Raw genomic sequence first — 20741 nt, 5'->3', positions numbered from 1 at the left:
ACCACCACTCGCCGACACGCTCGCGTCCGGACCCGGACGCGCACTCTCGACAACCGACATGACCAACCAGTCCTTTCCGGTGAGGTGAAGGGGGAACGGCCGCGGCGGGCCTTCCGGAAACGACTCTGCTGCGGCCGGGGCGCGTTACCCAGCCCCGTGGTTTCGCCAGCGCCGCGGAAGCTAGCACTCACAAGGCCACCTTCCGCTCCCCTTTCCGCCCGCCCTCCCGGCACACTGGGGCCATGGACACCCCCACCGCCCTGGGCGAATTCCTCCGCAACCGCCGCGCGCAGCTGAGGCCCGAGGACGTCGGGCTGCCGGCGCACGGCCGCCGTCGGGTACCGGGGCTGCGCCGCGAGGAGCTGGCCCTGATCGCGGGGGTCAGCATCACGTACTACACGCACCTGGAGCAGGGGCAGAGCACCAACGCCTCGGACAGCGTCCTCGACGCGCTCGGGCGTGCCCTGCGGCTGACCCCGGACGAGCACACGCACCTGCGGAACCTGGCCCGTCCGCCGCGGACGCACCGGGTGGCGTCGTCGCTGCCGGAGCGGGTGCGGGACACGACCCGCAGGCTGCTGCGGGGGATGCCGGACGTGCCGGCGGTCGTCCTGGACCGGTGCAACGACGTCCTGGCGTGGAACGCGCTCGGGCACGCGCTGCTCGCCGGCCACCTCGACCCGGCGAGCCCGGAGGACCCGGAGAACCGGCCGAACCTCACCCGGATGCTGTTCCTCGACCCCCACACCCGTGACCTGTACGTGAACTGGCGGGACGAGGCCCGGATCGCGCTGGCCGCGCTCCGGCTGGTGGCCGGGCGCTGCCCGGAGGACCGGGCGCTGGCGGAGCTGATCGGCTCGCTGATGATCCAGAGCGAGGACTTCGCGGACCTGTGGGCCGAGCACCCGGTGCGGGACTGCACGACGGGTTCGCGGGCCCTGCGGCACCCGGTGGTGGGGGCGCTCACCCTGGACTTCGAGAACCTGCGGCTCAGCGATGGCACGGGTCACCGCATGCTCGTGTACACCGCCCCGGAGGACTCGCCGGCGGAGGCGGCGCTCCGGCTGCTGTCCACCACGCTCCATCCCGCGATGTCGGGTGAGGGCCGGTGACGGTGAGGGAGGAGGTCGGGCGGCTGAGCGCGGCCGGGGGGCCGTTCGAGGCGCGGGACGGGGCGTACGTCCGGGGGCCGCGGACGCTGCGGGAGTTCGTGGAGGCGGTCTGGGCGTTCGGGGAGCGGGACTTCCTGGTCTCCGAGGACGGCGCCGTCACCTACCGGCGGTTCTTCGACGAGGCCTGCGGCCTGGCGCGTCGGCTCGTGGGGGAGTACGGGCTGCGGCGCGGTGACCGGGTGGTCGTCGCGATGCGGAACGTGCCGGAGTGGCAGGTCGCTTTCTGGGCGACGCAGTTGGCGGGGCTCGTCGCCGTGCCGCTGAACTCCTGGTGGCGGGAGGCGGAGTTCGCGCACGCGCTGGACGACTGCGGACCCCGGCTGTTGCTCGTGGACGGCGAGCGGGCGGAGCGCGTAAGGGCGTGGGCGGCGGCGGCCGGGGTGCCGGGGATCGTCTTCGGGAGCGGGGCGCGGCCGGATGCCGGTGCCGTGCCCGGTTTCGTCGCGTACGAGGCCGACGACGATCCGCTGGCCGGGCCGCCCGACGTCGAGGTGACCGGCGAGGACGACGCGACGATCTTCTACACCTCGGGGACGACGGGCCGGCCGAAGGGGGCCGTCGCCACACACCTCGCGCAGGCCGGGGCCGCCGTCCACCCGCGCTACTTCGCGGCGGCGGCCGCCGTGGCGCGCGGGGAGCGGCCGGGCGGCGGGGCGCCGGTCGTGTCGCTGATGACGTACCCGTTCTTCCACGTGGCCGCGTTCACCGCGCTGTACGGCGTGATGGCGGGCGGCGGGACGCTGGTGACGATGCGGAAGTGGGACGCCCGGCGGGCCCTGGAGCTGATCCGGGAGCACCGGGTCACCCATTACGCGGGCGTGCCGGCGACCGCGCTCCAGCTGCTGGCGCTCGCCCGCGAGACCGGTGACCCGCTGGAGTCCCTGGTGCAGCTGAGCACCGGCGGGGCGGCCGCCCCGCCGGGGATCACGGCCGGGCTCGCGGAGGCGTACGGGGAGCGGATCCAGCCGCGGAACGGGTACGGGCTCACCGAGACCTGCGGCGGGATCTTCGCCCACACGGGGGCCGCGTACCGGGAGCTCCCGGGGAGCGTGGGGTGGCCGTCGCCGGCGACCGAGGCGCGGATCGAGGCGCCGGGCGCCGACGGCGTCGGCGAGCTGTGGGTGCGCGGGCAGTCGTTGTTCCGGGGTTACTGGCGGAACGAGGAGGCGACCCGGGCCGCGTTCGTGCCCGGCGGCTGGTTCCGCACCGGCGACCTGGCCCGGATGGACGCCGACGGGCGGGTGTCGATCGTCGACCGGCTCACCGACATGGTGGTGAGGGGCGGCGAGAACGTGTACTGCGTGGAGGTCGAGGGGGTGCTCCAGGACCATCCGGACGTGGTCGACGCGGCCGTCGTCGGGGTGCCGCACCCGCTGCTCGGCGAGGAGGTCGGGGCGGTCGTGCGGCTCCGGCCGGGGGCGGCGGCCGGGGCCGGGGAGCTGCGCGCGCACGTGGGGGAGCGGCTCGCCGCGTTCAAGGTGCCCGCGCACGTGGTCGTACGGGACGGGCCGCTGCCGCGGAACGGCGGCGGGAAGGTCCTCAAGGGCGAGCTGCGGGGACTGCTCGCGCCCCTCGGGGGCTGAGCCGGGGGCGGGTCCCCGCGGGTTCAGCCCCTGCTGACGCGGACGCGGTAGTTGCCCGCCGGGTCCTCGTCGAGGACGCCTATCCGGATGCCGTGGGCGCGGTCGGTGAAGGTCTCGCCGGGGCGGAAGGGGGCGTCGGAGAGCTCCGCGTGGACGTTGGGGCGGCGGGTGCAGCCGCCGCTGGCGCGGTCGCTGTCGGCGACGGTGACGGGGCCGTGGCCGGTGTCGACGTCGGCCTCGACGCGGTAGACGAGGACGCCCGGTTCGCAGACGGCGTCGTCGTTGCCCTCGCGGGTGCGGACCTCGACGGCGTAGCCGGTGGTGTCGGAGAGCGGGACGAAGACCAGCTTGGGGCCGCCGGCGAGGGCCAGCGGGGTCAGCAGGTGCTCGCTGGTGCCGGTGGCGGAGGCGCAGCGGACCTGGTCGTCGTCGAGCCAGCCGAGCTTCCACTTGTGCCAGCCGAGGAGGTCGTTGTTGGCCCCCCAGTCCTCGGACATGATGTCCCAGTGGCCGACCGTGCCGCCGCCGTCGGCGGTGTAGAGGTCGGGCAGGCCGAAGACGTGGCCGTTCTCGTGGGGCAGGACGCGGTAGCCGGTCTCGGGGTAGCTGCCGGAGCCGTCGTCCTGGCGGCTGTAGACGAAGGACGTGTTGGCGAGCGGGACGCCGTCGGCGTAGGGGGCGTCGTCGTTCCCGGAGAAGGTCACGGAGAGGACCGTGTCGAGGGCGGAGGGGCCGGCGTTCGGCGTGACCAGGACGTTCACCAGGTCGTAGGCGCTGAAGTCGACCTTCGGGTCGGCCGCCTTCACGATGTCCTCGACGAAGGAGCGGTAGCCCGGCTCGTAGGGGGCGCCGCGCTCGATCCCGTACGAGGAGAACGGCCGCGGCATCCGCAGCCAGTCGGGTATCGGGGTCTCGGGCCGGTACTGGAGCCGGCCGTAGGAGCTGACCCGGAACCAGTCGGAGGTCTGCGGGAAGAACTCCCGGAAGCGGGCCATCGCCGTGCCCTCGCCGCGGGCGTCGGGGAAGTCGACCATGAGCGTCAGCGCGCGGATCCGGCCGGTGGAGGGGGCGTACCCGGGGGCGGTCGGCAGCCCTTCCGACATCTGCACGCCCAGGGTGGTGGCGATGCGGCACGGTCCGAGCCGGGTGGTGTCCGGCGCGGCGGCCACCGGGCCGGCCGAGGCCGGGGCGGGCCCGGGGAGCGTGGTGCTCGCGGAGGCGAGCACGGTGAGCAGGAGGGCCGAGGTCGCCGCGAGGGCGACCGGTCCGCGTATCCGCCGGCGGGTGTGCTGCATGCGGTCGCCTTCCGGTCGGGGCCAGGTCAGCGGCGTGGTGTGCCGTGCGATCAGCCTGGGCGGAGCGGGGCGGGGGCGCGCGCCGGGTGGACCGATCGTGGGTATCCGCGCACCCGGTGCGCATGTGACCCAGGTCACGGAAGCGGGCGAAATAACTGGGGATTCCTTCCCCGTTTAGAAGGGAGTCCGACGAAGTGGGGACTCTTTCCCCGGATGGCTCCGAAAGGCTGAGGAGGTCGTGGCGTGATCCGCACCGACGGAGAAGCCCCCGAGGACCGGGGCGCGGCGGGAGAGACCCCCGCGCGCCGCGTGCCCCGGCCCCGCGCCGACGCGCTGCGCAACCGCGAGCGGCTGGTGGCGGCGGCCCGCGAGATGTTCGTGGAGTTCGGCTGCGCCGTGCCCTACGACGAGATCGCGCGCCGGGCCGGCGTCGGCAACGCCACGCTGTACCGGAACTTCCCCGAGCGCCCCGAGCTCGTCCACGAGGTCGTCCTCTCGATCCTCGGCCGGCTCGTCGAGCGGGCCGAGCGTGCGGCCGCCGAGGAGGGCGATCCCTTCGCCGCCGTCAGCCGCTTCGCGCACGAGGCGGCCGACGAGCGGGTCGGTGCGCTCTGTCCGATGCTCGACGGCGCCTTCGACAAGGACCATCCCGACCTGGTCGTCGAGCGCGAACGGCTGGAGGAGGCCGTCGAGGGCCTCGTCCGCCGGGCCCGGGAGGCCGGCCGGCTCCGCGCCGACATCGCCGTCGCCGACCTCATGATCGGCGTCTCCCAGCTGACCCGGCCCCTGCCGGGCAGCGGCTGCGAGGACTTCGCCCCCTTCGTCCACCGCCACCTCCAGATCTTCCTCGACGGCCTGGAGGCGCCCGCCCGCTCCACCCTGGAGGGCGCGCCGGCGACCTTGGGAGACCTGCGACGAGACGCGTGACGGCGGGCCCCCGCTGAGCCTTCGGGACTCCCCTCCCGAGAGCTCCCCGAACTTCTTCGCCGAGACCTGACGGCTTCCCCGGACTTTTCCAGAACGTCCTTTTTCTTCACTTACGCACCAAGAGGTGGCCACCCCCATGCCCGAAACCGCCGGCGCTCCCCGGTCGACGGTCGCTTCCCGGCCCGATCCCGGCCGCTGGAAGGCGCTCGTCTTCATCGCCCTCGCCCAGCTGATGGTCGTGCTCGACGCGACCATCGTGAACATCGCCCTCCCCTCCGCCCAGCAGGACCTCGGCATATCGGACGGCAACCGCCAGTGGGTCATCACGGCCTACGCCCTCGCCTTCGGCGGCCTGCTGCTCTTCGGCGGCCGCATCGCCGACCTCTGGGGCCGCAAGCGCGCCTTCGTCGTCGGCCTGATCGGCTTCGCCGCCGCGTCCGCCCTCGGCGGCGCCGCGACCGGCGAGGCCATGATGCTCGGTGCCCGCGCGCTCCAGGGCGCCTTCGGCGCGCTGCTCGCGCCCGCCGCGCTCTCGCTGCTCGCGGTGACCTTCACCGACGCCAAGGAGCGCGCCAAGGCCTTCGGCATCTACGGCGCGATCGCCGGCGGCGGCGGCGCCGTCGGCCTGATCCTCGGCGGCGTCCTCACCGAGTACCTGAACTGGCGCTGGACCTTCTTCGTCAACATCCCGTTCGCCGTCGTCGCCGCCGTCGGCGCGTACCTGGTGATCCGCGAGCCGGCCGGCGGCCGCAACCGCTCCGCGCTCGACGTCCCCGGCGTGGTCCTCTCCACCCTGGGCCTGGTCGCGCTCGTCTACGGCTTCACCCGCGCCGAGTCCGAGGGCTGGAGCGACGCCGGCACGATCGGCATGTTCGTCGGCTCGGTCGTCCTGCTCGGCGCCTTCGTGCTCGTCGAGGCGAAGGTGAGGAGCCCGCTGCTGCCGCTGCGCGTCCTCACCGACCGCAACCGCGGCGGCGTCTACCTCTCCCTCGGCCTCGCCGTCATCGCGATGTTCGGCCTCTTCCTCTTCCTGACCTACTACCTGCAGGTCGTGAAGGGCTACTCGCCGGTGATGACGGGCTTCGCGTTCCTGCCCATGATCGCGGGCATGATCCTCGGCTCGACCCAGATCGGCACCCGGCTGATGACCCGGGTCCCGCCGCGGCTGCTCATGGCCCCCGGCTTCCTGACCGCCGCCGTCGGCATGCTGCTCCTGACGCAGCTGGAGGTCGGCACCTCGTACGCCGGTCTGATCCTGCCCGCCCAGCTGCTGCTCGGCCTCGGCATGGGCACGGCGTTCATGCCGGCCATGTCGCTGGCGACGCACGGCGTGGAAGCGAAGGACGCCGGTGTGGCCTCCGCGATGGTCAACACCTCGCAGCAGGTCGGCGGTGCCATCGGCACGGCCCTGCTGAACACGATCGCCGCCTCGGCGACGACCGCGTACCTCACCGACCACGCGGCCGGAGCCACCACCCCGGCCGCCCAGAAGCTGCTCCAGCTCCAGGGCATGGTCGAGGGCTACACCGCCGCGATCTGGTGGGCGGTCGGCATCCTGGCGGTCTCCGCGGCCATCGCGGCCGTGCTGATCACCACCGGCAAGCCGGACACGGGCGTGGTCGCCGGTTCCGGCGCGGGGGCGGACGACGAGGTGAAGGTCCCCGTCATCGCCCACTGACCCCCCGGTCCCCCCGGTGCGCTCCTGCCCTGGTCCCGCTCAGCGGAGCCAGGGCAGGTCCGCGTCCGGGCCCGTCGGTTCGAGGCCCTCGGCCATCACCCGCATGATCGCCCCGAGCTGTTCCACCTGCTCGGGGCTGAGCCGGTCGAACATCGCCTGCCGCACCGCCTCCACGTGCCCGGGAGCGGTGCGCCGCAGCACCTCCACGCCCTCGTCGGTGAGGAGGGCGAACTGGCCGCGCTTGTCGGAGGGGCAGTCCTCGCGCCGGACCCAGCCGTTCTTCTCCAGGCGGGCGACCGCGTGCGAGAGCCGGGAGCGGGTGATCTTGGCGCTCCTGGCGAGCTCGGTCATCCGGAGCCGCCGGCGGGGGGCCTGGGAGAGCTGGACGAGCAGGCCGTAGTAGACGTGCGGCATCCCCGCGTCGCGCTGCAACTGGCGGTCGAGGTGGTCCTCCAGGAGCGTGGTGGCGTGGAGGTACGAGCGCCAGACGCGCTGTTCGCCGTCGCTGAGCCAGCGGGGTCCGGTTTCGGTCCTGTCTCCCATGTCACCCATCGTACGACCCGTCCTTGAAAGTTGAACTATGTAGGTTTACGCTTCGGGAGACAGCTTGAAGTTTCAAGAACCTCTCGCTGCCGCACTCTTCTCCCGGGCCCTCCCCAGGGGCTCGTCTGTCGAACTCTTCCGCCGGAGTGAGGAGGCGTCTCCATGACCGCCACGCAGGACCGGATGCCCGCGCTCTACCTGTCCCACGGCGCCCCGCCGCTCGCCGACGACCCCGTCTGGCCCGGCGAGCTCGCCGCCTGGTCCGCCGGGCTGCCCCGCCCCCGGGCGATCCTCATGGTCTCCGCCCACTGGGAGGAGGCCCCCCTCGCCCTCGGCGCCACCGAGACCCTCCCCCTCGTGTACGACTTCTGGGGCTTCCCCGAGCACTACTACCGGGTCCGGTACGACGCCCCCGGCGCGCCCCGGCTCGCCGCGTCGGTCCGCGCGCTGCTCCGCTCGCCCGGCACGCCCGTGCAGGACATCCCCGACCGGGGCCTCGACCACGGCGCGTACGTCCCCCTCGTCGAGATGTACCCCGACGCCGACATTCCCGTCCTGCAGATCTCCCTGCCCACCCTCGACCCGCGCCGGCTCATGGACATCGGCCGCAAGCTGGCCCCGCTGCGCGACGAGGGCGTGCTGATCGTCGGCAGCGGCTTCTTCACCCACAACCTCGCCGCCCTCCGCCACACCGGCGGCGGCGTGCCCGGCTGGTCCGCAGAGTTCGACGCCTGGGGCCGCGAGGCCCTCGCCGCCCGGGACGTGGACGCCCTCCTCGACTTCGCGCACACGTCCCCGGCCGGCCGCCTCGCCCACCCCCGCACCGAGCACTTCGCCCCGCTGTTCGTCACCCTGGGCGCGGCGGACGCGGCCGGCGACCTCGACGCCGGACGCTCGGTGATCGACGGCTTCTGGATGGGCCTGGCGAAGCGCTCGGTCCAGTTCGGCTGAGCACCGCCCGGACCCGTTGCCCTACCCGTACGCGGGCGGATTGAGCTCCACCGACCGGACGGCGGCGGCCAGCGCCACCGGCCCGCCGACGTCGAGGGCGGTGTCGGTGAACTTGATCGTGTGGTCGTCGCCGTGGGCCGCCGCCCGCGCGAACACCTCCCCCGGAGCGAGATCCGTCCCCGCGTACGGAGCGGCCTCCCGCGGCGTGTACGCGGCCGTCACCGCCGCCGAGGCCGCCCACGCCGCCGCCAGACTCGGCACCCACAGGTCCCGGGGCAGCGCGGGCAGCGTCCGCAGCACCGCGTTGGGCGCCGTCGCCGCGTGCACCAGCATCACCGGCTCCCCGTGCCCGTGCGTCGCGTACCGGTGCACGGCCGCGGCCACCAGCTCCCCGAGCAGCGCCCGCGCCTCCTCGGGGCCGGCGGCCCCGCCCCAGACGGGGAAGGCCGTCAGCTGCGCCAGCCGCTCCCGGATCCCGCCCTCCTGCACCGCGACCGGCGGTACGGCGGCGAGCGCGGCGGCCGCGTCCGGGGCGGCGGCCAGCGGCGCGAGCGGCGGCAGCGGCTGGTGACGGGCGGCCCAGTAGCCGAGCGCGTGCGCCAGCTCCGCCCGCCGCGGCGCCGTCTCCCCGCCGGGCGCGAGCAGCGTCCGTACGGCGTGCCCGGTGCGGATCACCGGATGCGTCGCGCCGCCCGCGATGCCCGGCAGCAGCCGCGGCCACCACTCCGCGAGGACCTCCCGCCACGGCCGGTCCGCCAGCTCGCGGCCGAAGAAGCGGGTCCAGTCCGTGATCCGGGCCGGATCGCCGAGCGCCTCCCGCCAGTTCGCGGCGGTCACCGGGGCGTACGCCGCCGGCACCTCCTCCAGCTTCGGCGCGTACCCGTCCAGCCAGCGGTGCACGGCCGCCGCGTGCCCGTGCCGGGCCAGTGCCTCCACCGCCATCGGCGCGTGATTGGTGAGCCACCCGCGCCGCTCCGGGCCGGTGGAGTGGAGCCGTTCGAGAGCCTCGTCGAGGACACCGGTGGTGTCCGCGGCCGTGTCCGTCTCCCTGTCCCTGTCCGCGCTCATGTCCCTGTCCATGGGCGGGACGGTAGGCCGGGAAGGGCGCGCCGGGTAACGGCCGAGCGACCTACACCCCGGGACCGAGGCAACCCGGGACCGGGGGAGGGCGTCGTAGGAGAAGAACGGGGCAAGCGGGGGAAGACAAGCCCGACAGTGTGACGCCCCTCTCACCGACAGCGAGGTCGGACCTCCCGGAGGCACCCCGGGCGGCGCTCTGACCTGCGGATCCACGCACACGGCGGTCCGCCGGGCGGGTCGGGAGCCGCGCAGCATACTGCATGATCGCGAAAATCCTGAGCCCCCTGGGAATTCTGTCCCGATTCCGGTCGTTGTTTCCGTCGGATGCAGGGCACCCGCAAGGGTGTCGCGACCTACCTCAGCAAGGGAGCACGCATGGCAACCCGTGCCGTCGCCCGTCGTCAGTCCACCGCCAAGAGCGGGGACGGCCGGGCAAGCAGCGTTCGCGCCGTGGGCGGGGAGATCGCCGACCGCGACCTGGTCGGCATGTACCTCGACGAGATCGCGCGCACGCCCCTGCTCGACGCCGCCAAGGAGGTCGAGCTCTCCCAGACCATCGAGGCGGGCGTCTACGCCCGGCAGATCCTCGACGGCGAGGCCGAGAGCGAGGCCGGCGGGGCGACCCGCGAGGAGCTCGAAGCGCTGGTCGCGGAGGGCGAGCGCGCCAAGGACCTCTTCATCAAGTCCAACCTGCGGCTCGTCGTGGCCGTGGCCCGGCGCTACCCGCGCAGCGGGCTGCCCCTGCTCGACCTGATCCAGGAGGGGAACGCGGGCCTGGTGCGCGCCGTCGAGAAGTTCGACTACGCGAAGGGCTTCAAGTTCTCCACGTACGCCACGTGGTGGATCCGCCAGGCCATCACCCGGTCCATCGCCGACCAGTCCCGCACCATCCGGCTCCCCGTCCACCTGGTGGAGGAGCTGGGCCGGATCCGCCGCGTCCAGCGCGAGTTCAACCGCGAACACGGCCGCGAGCCCGAGCCCGCGGAGGTCGCGGAGGAGCTGGGCTCGACCGCGGAGCGGGTCACGGACGTCCTGGACTGGGCGCGCGACCCGGTCTCGCTGAACATGTCGGTGGACGACGAGGGCGAGACCCAGTTCGGCGACCTGCTGGAGGACACCTCCGCGATCTCCCCCGAGCAGTCGGTCCTCACCCTCCTGCGCAGCGAGGAGCTCGACGACCTCATCGACAAGCTCGACCACCGCACCGCGTCGATCATCCGGATGCGGTACGGCATCGAGGACGGGCGCGAGCGCACCCTCACGGAGGTCGGCAAGGAACACGGCCTCACGCGCGAGCGCATCCGCCAGATCGAGAAGCACGCCCTCCTGGAACTGAAGAAGATGGCCCGGGACACCGGCTTCGACGCGGTGGCGTGACCCCCGGCCCCGGCTTCGGGGCCCGGCCCCCAGCCTTTCCGGGCCTGGACCCGCACCCGATGTACGGCTCCGTACGGGTGCGGGTCCAGGCGCACGTGCGGGTACCGCCCCGCCGGCGCGTCAGCGGGTCGCGTTCGCGAGGCGGGTCGCCAGGAGGCCCAGGCGGTCGCGGAGGCCGGCCGGCCCGTGGACCGTGAAGTCGAGGCCGAGCACGGCCAGCCGCACGGCCAGCCAGTCGACGGACTCCGTCACGCGGGCCCGCAACCTGCAGGACTCCGGTCCCGTCGCCACCGGCACGAGGTGCGCCGGCAGCACCGCCACCACCTTCTCCAGCGGCGCCGCGAACTCCACGTCCAGCTCCACCTCCCGCTCCCCCTCCCCGTACGCCCGCGCCATCGACCGCACCAGGTACGCCCCCGCGTCCCCCTCCGGCAGCTCCCGCGGAGCGAACCGCGCGCCGGTCGCCAGCGGATCCGACACCCGGTCGACCCGGAACGTCCGCCAGTCCTCGCGCCCGAGGTCGTACGCCACGAGGTACCACCGGCTGCCCGTCGACACCAGCCGGTACGGCTCGACCAGCCGCTTCGACTCCTCCCCGGCCCGCGCCCGGTACCCGAACCGCAGCCGCTCGTGCCCGGTGACCGCGCCGGCGAGCGCCGTCAGCGTGGACGGCGCGACGGTCGCCCCGTCCCCCCGGGTCAGCGGCAGCGTCGCCGCCTGGAGCGTGGAGACCCGGTGCCGCAGCCGCGCCGGCAGCACCTGCTCCAGCTTCGCCAGCGCCCGTACCGACGCCTCCTCGACGCCCTCGACGGCGTGCCCCGCCCCGGCCCGGAGTCCGACGGCGATGGCCACGGCCTCCTCGTCGTCGAGGAGCAGCGGCGGCATCGCCGCGCCGGCGACGAGCCGGTAGCCGCCCACCGCCCCCTTCGTCGCCTCCACGGGATAGCCCAGCTCCCGCAGCCGGTCGATGTCGCGGCGGATCGTGCGCGCGGAGACCGCGAGCCGTTCGGCGAGCTCGCTGCCGGGCCACTCGCGCGGGGTCTGGAGGAGGGAGAGCAGGGTGAGGAGTCGTGCCGGGGTGTCCGTCATGCCCACCAGCATGCTCCAGAAATAGGACGCAAGCTGACCTACATCACTCCTATGGTTCTCCCCATGAGCGCACACGAGACCGAAGCCGCCACGGGGGCGGACAGCACCACCGCGGGGGACAGCAGACGCTGGATCGCCCTGGCCATCGTCATGACGGCCGCCTTCATGGACCTGGTCGACGCCACGATCGTGAACATCGCGATCCCCAGCATCGAGCACGACCTCGGCGCCGACTTCGGCGCGATCCAGTGGATCACCGCCGGCTACGCGCTGGCCTTCGCCGCCGGCCTGATCACCGGCGGCCGCCTCGGCGACATCTACGGCCGCAAGCGGCTCTTCCTCCTCGGCACCGCGGGCTTCACGCTCGCCTCCGCCCTGTGCGGCTTCGCCGCGAACCCGGAGATGCTGGTCGCCTCCCGCCTCCTCCAGGGCGCGGCGGCGGCGATGATGGTGCCGCAGGTGCTGTCGATCGTCCACGTCACCTTCCCCGCGCACGAGCGCGGCAAGGTCTTCGGCCTGTTCGGCGCGGTCGTCGGCCTCGGCGCGGTCTCCGGCCCGCTGCTCGGCGCGCTGCTCACGGAGTGGAACATCGCGGGCCTGGAGTGGCGCCCGATCTTCCTGATCAACCTGCCGGTCGGCGTCGCCGCCCTGCTCCTCGGCCGGAAGTACATCATCGAGTCGAAGGCGCCGAAGGCGCTCCGCCTCGACCTGGTCGGCGTCGTGCTCGTCACGGCCGCGCTGCTCCTGCTGATCTACCCGCTGACCCGGGGCCGGGAGCTGGACTGGCCGCTGTGGGGCCACCTGATGATGGCGGCCAGTCCGCTGGTCTTCGGCGTCCTCGTCGCGTACGAGCGGTACAAGACGCGCAAGGACGGCTCCCCGCTGGTCGAGCTGTCGCTGTTCCGCGTGAAGTCGTTCGCCGCGGGCATCGCCGTCCAGCTCACGTTCGGCATCGTGCTCGGCGTCTTCTTCCTGGTGTGGACGCTCTACATGCAGATCGGCCTCGGCTGGAGCGCCCTCAAGGCGGGTCTGACCGGCGTGCCGTTCTCGATCGCGGTCTCGGTGGCGGCCGGCCTGTCGGTCCAGCTCCTCGTGCCGCGCTTCGGCCGCAAGGTGCTCCAGACGGGCGCGCTGACGATGGTCGCGGGCATCCTGCTCTACTTCTTCCTCGCGGGCCGGTACGAGGCGGGCATCTCGCCCTGGCAGATGATCCCGGCGCTGGTGGTGATGGGCCTCGGCATGGGCCTGATCGTGGCCCCGCTGACGGACGCGGTGCTGTCGGAGGTCCCGAAGGAGCACGCGGGCTCGGCGTCGGGCCTGATCAACACGACGGGCCAGATGGGCAACGCGATCGGTCTCGGCCTGGTCTCCGTGGTCTTCTTCGGAGTGATCGACGACCGGGGCCCGGCCAAGGCCCCGGCGGACGTCACGGACGCCTTCGTCGACGCCTTCCGCAACTCCCTCGGCTGGGTCGCGGTGGTCCTCGCCGGCATCTTCCTGGTGATGTTCGCCCTGCCGGCCCGCCCGAAGCAGCACCTGGAGGGCGGAGACGCCGACGACACGGACGGCACCGAGCCGGACGGCCTGGTGGAGAAGGCCCCGGCGCTCGCCTCCTGACCCTCCGTCCCGTCCCGAAGGGCCCCGGTCCCGTCTCCCGAGACCGGGGCCCTTCGCCGTACCGGGGCCCGCCGTACCGGGGCCCTTCGCCGTACCGGGGTGGTCCGACGGCCGGCGGCGCGGGGTCCGGCGGCACCCCGGGGCGACCCGGGCTCAGCGGACCCGGGAGCGGGCCTCCATCGCACCCCGGGCCGCGGCCTCCGTCTCGTACACCTCGCACATGTGCCGCCCGTCCGGAGTGGCCGTGTGCTCGACCTCCCAGAGGCTCAGCTCACTGCCGTCGAGCAGCAGGAACTGGTGCTCGTAGAGGGTGAAGCCGGCGTCCCGGCCGCCCTCCACCGGGCAGTTGCGGCCGAAGACCTGGGTGATGTGGTGGGCGAAGGCGATCCGCAGCCGGCGGGCGGTCCGCTCGCCGGGCCGGTCGCCGTTCTCCGCGCGCCGCAGGACGCGGCGGGCGTGGTCCGCCGAGTTGTCCGGCACGTACATCCGGGGCTGGGCCGGTATCGGACGGGCGAGGAGCGCGCCCAGCGCCGCCAGGTCGTCGTCCTCGTCGAGCGGACGCCCGTCGGCCCGCTCCACCGTCCACTCCGGCAGCGGGCCCGAGGGCAGCCGGGACGCGGCGAGCCGGGCCTCCGTCTCCTCCGCGTACAGCTCGTGCTGCTCGGCGCCGTCCCGGCCCGCGTTGTGCACGAGCTCCCACAGGACGAGGGCGCTGCCGTCGGCGAGCAGATACGTGTGGCGGTAGGTGGTGCGGTTCAGGGTGGAGCTGTGGTGCGAGGAGTGCAGCGCGGTGGAGTGGGCGAGCGCCGACTCCAGGCGCTCCACCATCGCGTCGGGCAGGTCGAAGGAGTTGAGCGCCCGGCCGAGGAGCCGCTCGACGTGCGTCTCGGTCGTCTCGTACGGATCGAGGTGATCCCGCGGATCGTTCAAGAGGGTCTCCAGGCCGTCGCCGCATGTCACTTGGTGCTTGCTTAACGTAGTCCCTGGGTCCGACAACGGGGTCGGGGTTACGGAAAACGAGGTACCGGCGACGGAAGTTCCCGCCCCCGCGAGCCCCCAACTCCCCTGTCGTCGCCGGAAGTACGGCCGCCTACACCCCGCCGTACAGCTCACCGTACGAGGGGAAGTCACCGCCCGGCCCCCGCCGGCCGCCCGGCGCCGCCAGGACCGCCCGGACGATCGCCCGGGTCACCAGGTCGGCCCCGGCCGCCAGGATCTCGTTCAGAGCCAGCGGCCCCGGCGCCGCGGGCAGTTCACGGGCGCCGGTGGCCAGCGCGAAGACCGTGTCGCCGTCGTTCATCAGATGCACCGGACGGATCGCCCGGGCGATCCCGTCGTGCGCCGTCCCCGCCACCTTCTGCGCCTGCGCGCGGGTCAGCGCCGCGTCCGTCGCGACCACCGCCAGGGTCGTGTTCATCGGCGGCGCCACGGAGGCCGCCCGGGCCTCCGCCAGCCGCCGGACCGCCGCCGCGTGCACCGCCGCCGGCGGCGGCACCGGCAGTCCGCCGCCCCCGAAGAGGCTGCCGTACAGGACCCCCGTCTCCGGGTCGAACGCCGAGCCCACCGCGTTCACCACCACCAGGGCACCGACCGTGACCCCCGACCCCAGCCGGACGCCCGCCGTGCCGACGCCGCCGCGCACCCCGCCGACCACCGCACCCGTGCCCGCCCCCACCGCCCCCGTCGCCACGCGCGCGTGGTCCCCCGACGCCGCCGCGGCCGCCACCGCCGCCCGCCCCGTGGCCGCGTCCGGACGGGCCGCGAAGTCACCGCCCCGGCCCAGGTCGAAGACGCACGCCGCCGGCACCACCGGCACCACGTGCGCCGGATCCGGCCCCACCCGCACCCCGCGCCGCCGCTCCTCCAGCCAGGCCATCACCCCGGCGGCGGCCTCCAGACCGTACGCGCTGCCGCCGGTCAGCACGAGCGCGTCGATCCGCTGCACCAGGTTCCTCGGGTCCAGGGCGTCCGTCTCCCGCGTGCCGGGCCCCCCGCCCCGCACGTCCACGGCGGCCACCGCCCCGCCCTCCGGCGCGAGCACCACCGTCGTCCCCGACAGCGCCCCCGCCCCCGTCACGCGCGCGTGCCCCACCCGCACGCCGGGCACATCGGTGATTCCGTCGGACGAGAGCGGATCGGCTGTCATGTCCCCTTCCTACCTCAGGAGGGGCGGGCCGTCCCGGTGACCGGGTTCCGTGCGGTGAGCGTCACGCCCACCACGACCGCCACCGCCGCCACCAGCCCCGCCGCGAGCACCGCCCAGCGGCCCGCGAACGAGCACAGCAGGATCGCCAGCGACGCCCCCGGCAGCACCGCCTGCTGCGCCAGGCCCACCTTGAAGTACCGGGCGTGCAGCAGCCACACCGACAACAGGAAGACCGCCGACGGCACCGTCACCGACGCCGACGCCGCGAACGTGCTGATGTGCGCCTTCCCCACGGCCTGCTCCACCGCGATCTCCAGACCCGCCCCGATCGCCGCCGCCGACATGAAGATCACATAGTGGCCGTACCCCCACAGGAACCCCTGCCGGCTGTCCGTCAGCCGATCGTGCGCCGGCACCACGAAATAGACCCACCACGCGGCGAAGACGATCAGCAGCCCGCCCGCCGCGATCGGCAGCAGCTCGTTCAGCGCGTCGTTCTCCACCACCCCCGACTTCACCGCCACCGTCGCCGCCGCCACCGACTCGCCCAGCACGATGATCGTGAACAGGCCGTACCGCTCCGCGATGTGATGCGGATGCCAGGTGCTCGGCGCGACCCTCTCCGCGTACACCGGCACCGCGAGCTCCGCCAGCGCCATCACCAGGAACACCCACGGCCGCGCCCCCTCCGGCACGAACAGCAGCGCCAGCCAGCCGACCTGCACGGCCAGGACCCCGCCCGCGTACCGCCGGCACATCGCCCGCTCCTCCGCCGACGAGGCGTGCCGCGCGGCCCGCAGCCACTGCGACGCGAGCGCCACCCGCATCACCAGATAGCCCAGGTACACCACGAGGAAGTCGTGCTCCTCGAAGGCCCGGGAGACCCCGGCGGCGAGGATCAGCACACCCGCGATCTGCACGAGCGTGACCACCCGGTACAGGACGTCGTCGTTGTCGTAGGCCGAGGCGAACCAGGAGAAGTTCATCCACGCCCACCAGATCGCGAAGAACACCATCGCGTAGCTCGCGACGCCCTCACCCGCGTGCCCCTCGGCGACCGCGTGCACGAGCGACGCGCCCGCCTGGGCGACGGCCACCACGAAACACAGGTCGAAGAAGAGCTCCAGAGGCGTCGCCGTCCGGTGCGCCTCCCCACGGGAGCGTGCGGTGAGCGGCAGAAAAGGTCGTGTCATCGCCCCAGCACAGCACAGCGCGGCACAACCACGCCCGCCGCCTCCCCGGCCACGCGGAACGGTACGACCACCGGGCGGCACCCCCGACGGCCCGCCCCTCCCCCCGGGACCTAAGGCCGCCCCCGGAGCCGACCTACGCCCGCCCTCCTCCCGACCATCGGCACTGCTGCCCACAGAACCCGGGGAGCAGCCTGGAAAGGCAAGGAAGAAGCCCCGAAAAGGCTCGTAAACGTCAGGGAAGTCAGGGAAGCGCCATGAGTTCCGTAGTCCAGGGCAGCAGGACCACGGGCGGGACACCCGCCTCGTACGACACGGAGCAGTACCGCCCCGGCCGCGCCATCACCGACTGGGAGCCGGAGAACGAGCTCTTCTGGAAGACGATCGGCAGGAAGGTCGCGAACCGCAACCTGTGGATCGCGGTCCCGGCGCTGCTCGTCGCCTTCGTCGTCTGGCAGGTCTGGTCGGTCACCGCGACCGACCTCGCGGACGTCGGCTTCGCCTTCTCGACCTCGCAGCTCTTCTGGCTGACGGCCGTCCCCGGCCTGACCGGCGGCACGGCCCGGATCCTCTACACCTTCCTCGGCCCGATGATCGGCCAGCGGCGGTTCACCGCCCTGTCGACCGTCGTCCTCGTGGTGCCGCTGATCTGGCTGGGCATCGCGATCCAGGACCCGACGACCCCGTACACGGTGATGGTCGTCATCGCCGCCCTCTGCGGCATCGGCGGCGCGAACTTCGCCTCCTCCCTCGCCAACATCGGCTTCTTCTTCCCGAAGGCCAAGAAGGGCAGCGCCACCGGCATCAACGGCGGTCTCGGCAACCTCGGTGTCTCCGTCGTACAGCTCCTCACCCCGATCGTCATCACCTGGTCGACGATCGCGATCGGCTCCGCCCAGCACAAGGCCGACGGCACCCCCGTGTACCTCCAGAACGCCGCCTTCGTCTGGGTCCCCGTCGTCCTCGTCCTGGCCGCCGTCGCGTGGTTCGGCCAGAACGACCTGAAGGTCGCCTCCACCCCCTTCAAGCAGCAGAAGGTCATCTTCACGCGCAAGCACAACTGGCTGATGACCTGGCTGTACGTCGGCACCTTCGGCTCCTTCATCGGCTTCGCCGCCGCCCTGCCGATGCTGATCAAGACCACCTTCCCGGACCACTCGGTCGCCACCTACGCCTGGATGGGACCGGCCGTGGGCGCGCTCGCCCGCTGGGCCGGCGGCTGGATCGCCGACAAGTGGGGCGGCGCCCGGGTCACCCTCCTCTCCTTCGCCGGCATGGCCCTCTCGATCGTCGGCGTCACCACCTTCCTGCCCTCGGGCGGCGACGGCGGCGACTTCCGCGGCTTCTTCCTCTGCTTCCTCGCCGCGTTCTTCTTCTCCGGCATCGGCAACGGCTCGACCTTCCGCCAGATCCCGGTCATCTTCCGCGGCACCCACCTGAAGGGCCTCACCGAAGGCACCCCCGAGCACGCCGAGGCCCTCAAGCGGGCCGAAAGGGAATCGGGCGCCGTCACCGGCTTCACCTCCGCGATGGCCGCCTACGGCTTCTTCTTCATCCCGGCGCTCTTCGGCTCGGTCGCCGTCACCACCGCGATGTGGGGCTTCGTCGCCTTCTACCTCAGCTGCATGGTCGTGACCTGGTGGTTCTACGCCCGCAAGGGCGCCGAAGCCCCCAGCTGACCCACCCCACCCCCAGCGAAAGGTCCCGCCACGGCGGGGCCTTTCCGCATGCCGGGAAACAGGACCTACGGCCCGCCGCCCGTGACCAACGCCGCCCCAGACGATCGATCAGAAGGAGTGCAATGAAGGCAAGCGACGACGCGATCGAACGAGCCGAAGAAGGCGGTGCGGGAAAGTGACTGCGACCCCTGCTGAGACCACGGTGACCGAGCGGGCCTGGAAGGGCTTCAAGGGCGGACTCTGGCGCGACACCATCGACGTCCGCGACTTCATCCAGCAGAACTACACCCCGTACGACGGCGACGACTCCTTCCTCGCCGGGCCCACCGAGCGGACCACCGCCGTGTGGAAGGCGATCACGGACAAGTTCCCCGAGGAGCGCGCCCGGGGCGTCCACGACGTCTCCTACGACGTCCCCTCCACCATCACCGCCCACGCCCCCGGCTACATCGACCGCGACAAGGACATCATCGTCGGCCTCCAGACCGACGCCCCGCTGAAGCGGGCGATCATGCCCTACGGCGGCTGGCGGATGGTCGCCGGCGCCCTGGAGACCTACGGCTACCCGGTCTCCGAGGAACTGGAGAAGGTCTTCACCACCTACCGCAAGACCCACAACGCCGGCGTCTTCGACGCCTACACCCCGGAGATCCGCGCCGCCCGCAAGGCCGGCGTCGTCACCGGCCTCCCCGACGCCTACGGCCGCGGCCGCATCATCGGCGACTACCGCCGCGTCGCCCTCTACGGCGTCGACCGCCTCATCGCCGTCAAGAAGGAGGAGAAGGCCGAACTCGACGCCCTCCCGGCCGGCGGCCGCTCCCTGGAGGAGACCATCCGGCTCCGCGAGGAGCTCTCCGAACAGATGCGCGCCCTCGGCGAACTGAAGGCCATGGCCGCCTCGTACGGCCACGACGTCTCCGGCCCCGCCACCACCGGCCGCGAGGCCGTCCAGTGGCTGTACTTCGCCTACCTGGCCGCCGTGAAGGAGCAGAACGGCGCCGCCATGTCCCTCGGCCGCACCTCCACCTTCCTCGACGTCTACCTCCAGCGCGACCTCGACGCCGGCCTCCTCACCGAGGAGCAGGCCCAGGAACTCGTCGACGACTTCATCATCAAGCTCCGCGTCGTCCGCTTCCTGCGCACCCCCGAGTACGACGAACTGTTCTCCGGCGACCCGACCTGGGTCACCGAGTCCATCGGCGGCATGGGCGAGGACGGCCGCCCGCTCGTCACGAAGACCTCCTTCCGCTACCTCCAGACCCTCTACGACCTCGGCCCGGCCCCCGAACCGAACATGACCGTCCTCTGGTCGCCGCGACTGCCGCGGGGCTTCAAGGAGTTCTGCGCGAAGGTCTCCATCGACACCTCCTCCGTGCAGTACGAGTCCGACGAGCTGATGCGGCCGCGCTTCGGCGACGACACCGCCATCGCCTGCTGCGTCTCCGCCATGCCCGTCGGCAAGCAGATGCAGTTCTTCGGCGCCCGCGTGAACCTCGCCAAGACCCTCCTGTACGCGATCAACGGCGGCCGCGACGAGAAGTCCGGCGCCCAGGTCGGCCCCGCCACCGGCGCCCTCACCTCCGAGGTCCTCGACTACGACGAGGTCATGGCCGCGTTCGACGAGCAGATGGAGTGGCTCGCGAACGTCTACGTCCACGCCCTCAACGTCATCCACTACATGCACGACAAGTACGCGTACGAGCGCGTCGAGATGGCCCTGCACGACCGCGACGTCCGCCGCACCATGGCCTGCGGCATCGCCGGCCTCTCCGTCGCCGCCGACTCCCTCGCCGCCATCAAGTACGCCCGGGTCACCCCCGTGCGCGACGAGACCGGCCTCGCCACCGACTACCTGATCGACGGCGACCACCCGGCCTACGGCAACAACGACGAGCGGGCCGACGAGATCGCCGTCGGGCTGGTCGAGGAGTTCATGAGGAAGGTGCGCAAGCACCCCACCTACCGCGACGCCGAGCACACCCAGTCCGTCCTGACGATCACCTCGAACGTCGTCTACGGCAAGAAGACCGGCAACACCCCCGACGGCCGCCGTGCCGGCGAACCGTTCTCCCCGGGCGCCAACCCGATGAACGGCCGCGACACCCACGGCTACGTGGCCTCCGCCCTGTCGGTCGCCAAGCTGCCGTACGAGGACGCCGAGGACGGCATCTCGCTCACCAGCACGGTCACCCCCGACGGCCTGGGCCGCACCCCCGAGGAGCGCGTCAGGAACCTCGCCGGCGTCCTCGACGGCTACATGGCGAGCGACGGCTTCCACATGAACGTCAACGTCCTCGACCGCGACGTCCTCATGGACGCCATGGAGCACCCGGAGCACCACCCCCAGCTCACCATCCGCGTCTCCGGCTACGCCGTCAACTTCGTCCGCCTGACGCGCGAGCAGCAGCTCGACG

16 protein-coding genes are annotated in these 20741 nt (G+C 73.0%); 9 read left to right on the top strand and 7 right to left on the bottom strand.

What is annotated here, in order from left to right; all coding sequences use genetic code 11:
• Positions 1–242 precede the first annotated feature (242 nt).
• Positions 243–1112, top strand: a complete 870-nt coding sequence (locus tag IE245_RS23620; protein WP_189950831.1) for a helix-turn-helix domain-containing protein — start codon at positions 243–245, stop codon at positions 1110–1112.
• Complete coding sequence (locus IE245_RS23615) at positions 1109–2755, top strand: class I adenylate-forming enzyme family protein (RefSeq protein WP_189950829.1); 1647 nt, start codon at positions 1109–1111, stop codon at positions 2753–2755. Before IE245_RS23620 ends, IE245_RS23615 begins: the two co-directional genes overlap by 4 nt.
• Positions 2756–2778: 23 nt before the next feature.
• Here IE245_RS23615 and IE245_RS23610 read toward each other — a convergent pair whose 3' ends face one another.
• Complete coding sequence (locus tag IE245_RS23610; protein WP_189950809.1) at positions 2779–4050, bottom strand: M6 family metalloprotease domain-containing protein; 1272 nt, start codon at positions 4048–4050, stop codon at positions 2779–2781.
• Between the two features lie 246 nt (positions 4051–4296).
• On the opposite strand from IE245_RS23610, the gene IE245_RS23605 reads away from it, so the two are divergent.
• Together IE245_RS23605 and IE245_RS23600 are read left to right on the top strand one after the other, a co-directional pair.
• A complete protein-coding gene (locus IE245_RS23605; RefSeq protein ID WP_308436627.1) occupies positions 4297–4977 on the top strand; it encodes a TetR/AcrR family transcriptional regulator in 681 nt (226 codons plus the stop codon).
• A 136-nt stretch (positions 4978–5113) separates the two neighbouring features.
• Positions 5114–6655, top strand: a complete 1542-nt coding sequence (locus IE245_RS23600) for an MFS transporter (protein WP_189950807.1) — start codon at positions 5114–5116, stop codon at positions 6653–6655.
• Positions 6656–6694: 39 nt separating this feature from the next.
• Here the strand turns inward: IE245_RS23600 and IE245_RS23595 are convergent, their stop codons facing one another.
• Entirely contained in the window at positions 6695–7207 is a 513-nt protein-coding gene (locus IE245_RS23595; protein WP_189950805.1) for a MarR family winged helix-turn-helix transcriptional regulator, read from the bottom strand.
• A 153-nt stretch (positions 7208–7360) separates the two neighbouring features.
• Here IE245_RS23595 and IE245_RS23590 point away from each other — a divergent pair, with 153 nt between their 5' ends.
• Positions 7361–8149 (top strand): dioxygenase family protein, encoded by a 789-nt coding sequence (locus IE245_RS23590; RefSeq protein ID WP_189950803.1) that lies wholly within the window; start codon positions 7361–7363, stop codon positions 8147–8149.
• Between the two features lie 21 nt (positions 8150–8170).
• Here the strand turns inward: IE245_RS23590 and IE245_RS23585 are convergent, their stop codons facing one another.
• Positions 8171–9229 (bottom strand): questin oxidase family protein, encoded by a 1059-nt coding sequence (locus tag IE245_RS23585; protein WP_229851462.1) that lies wholly within the window; start codon positions 9227–9229, stop codon positions 8171–8173.
• 375 nt (positions 9230–9604) lie between these two features.
• Here IE245_RS23585 and IE245_RS23580 point away from each other — a divergent pair, with 375 nt between their 5' ends.
• Entirely contained in the window at positions 9605–10606 is a 1002-nt protein-coding gene (locus IE245_RS23580; protein ID WP_189950801.1) for a sigma-70 family RNA polymerase sigma factor, read from the top strand.
• 120 nt (positions 10607–10726) lie between these two features.
• Here the strand turns inward: IE245_RS23580 and IE245_RS23575 are convergent, their stop codons facing one another.
• Positions 10727–11695, bottom strand: coding sequence for a helix-turn-helix transcriptional regulator (locus IE245_RS23575; RefSeq protein ID WP_189950799.1), 969 nt, complete (start codon positions 11693–11695; stop codon positions 10727–10729).
• Positions 11696–11758: 63 nt separating this feature from the next.
• Here IE245_RS23575 and IE245_RS23570 point away from each other — a divergent pair, with 63 nt between their 5' ends.
• On the top strand, positions 11759–13312 hold the full coding sequence (locus IE245_RS23570; RefSeq protein WP_189950797.1) for an MFS transporter: 1554 nt from the start codon (positions 11759–11761) through the stop codon (positions 13310–13312).
• Between the two features lie 153 nt (positions 13313–13465).
• On the opposite strand, the gene IE245_RS23565 is transcribed toward IE245_RS23570, so the two are convergent.
• From IE245_RS23565 to IE245_RS23555, 3 genes are all read right to left on the bottom strand, one after another.
• The gene (locus tag IE245_RS23565; RefSeq protein ID WP_189950796.1) at positions 13466–14242 is read right to left on the bottom strand and encodes a DUF6227 family protein; all 777 of its coding nucleotides are present in this window, start codon (positions 14240–14242) and stop codon (positions 13466–13468) included.
• Positions 14243–14402: 160 nt separating this feature from the next.
• Positions 14403–15458 carry a P1 family peptidase gene (locus IE245_RS23560; RefSeq protein WP_189950794.1) on the bottom strand — a complete coding sequence of 352 codons (1056 nt, stop codon included), beginning with the start codon at positions 15456–15458 and terminating at the stop codon, positions 14403–14405.
• Between the two features lie 14 nt (positions 15459–15472).
• Positions 15473–16651: a low temperature requirement protein A gene (locus IE245_RS23555; protein WP_189950792.1), complete on the bottom strand. Its 1179-nt coding sequence runs from the start codon at positions 16649–16651 to the stop codon at positions 15473–15475.
• 254 nt (positions 16652–16905) lie between these two features.
• Between IE245_RS23555 and IE245_RS23550 the strand changes: the two genes are divergently transcribed.
• Both IE245_RS23550 and pflB read left to right on the top strand, forming a co-directional pair.
• Positions 16906–18327 (top strand): NarK family nitrate/nitrite MFS transporter, encoded by a 1422-nt coding sequence (locus tag IE245_RS23550; protein WP_229851461.1) that lies wholly within the window; start codon positions 16906–16908, stop codon positions 18325–18327.
• Between the two features lie 175 nt (positions 18328–18502).
• The coding region (pflB, locus tag IE245_RS23545) for a formate C-acetyltransferase (protein ID WP_189950790.1) at positions 18503–20741 on the top strand (2239 nt) is incomplete at its 3' end.

The sequence above is a fragment of the Streptomyces roseolus genome (assembly GCF_014649855.1).
GTDB classification, from domain to species: Bacteria; Actinomycetota; Actinomycetes; order Streptomycetales; family Streptomycetaceae; genus Streptomyces; species Streptomyces roseolus.
Note: the sequence above shows the minus strand (reverse complement) of the source record. Positions and strands in the feature narration are given on the sequence as shown.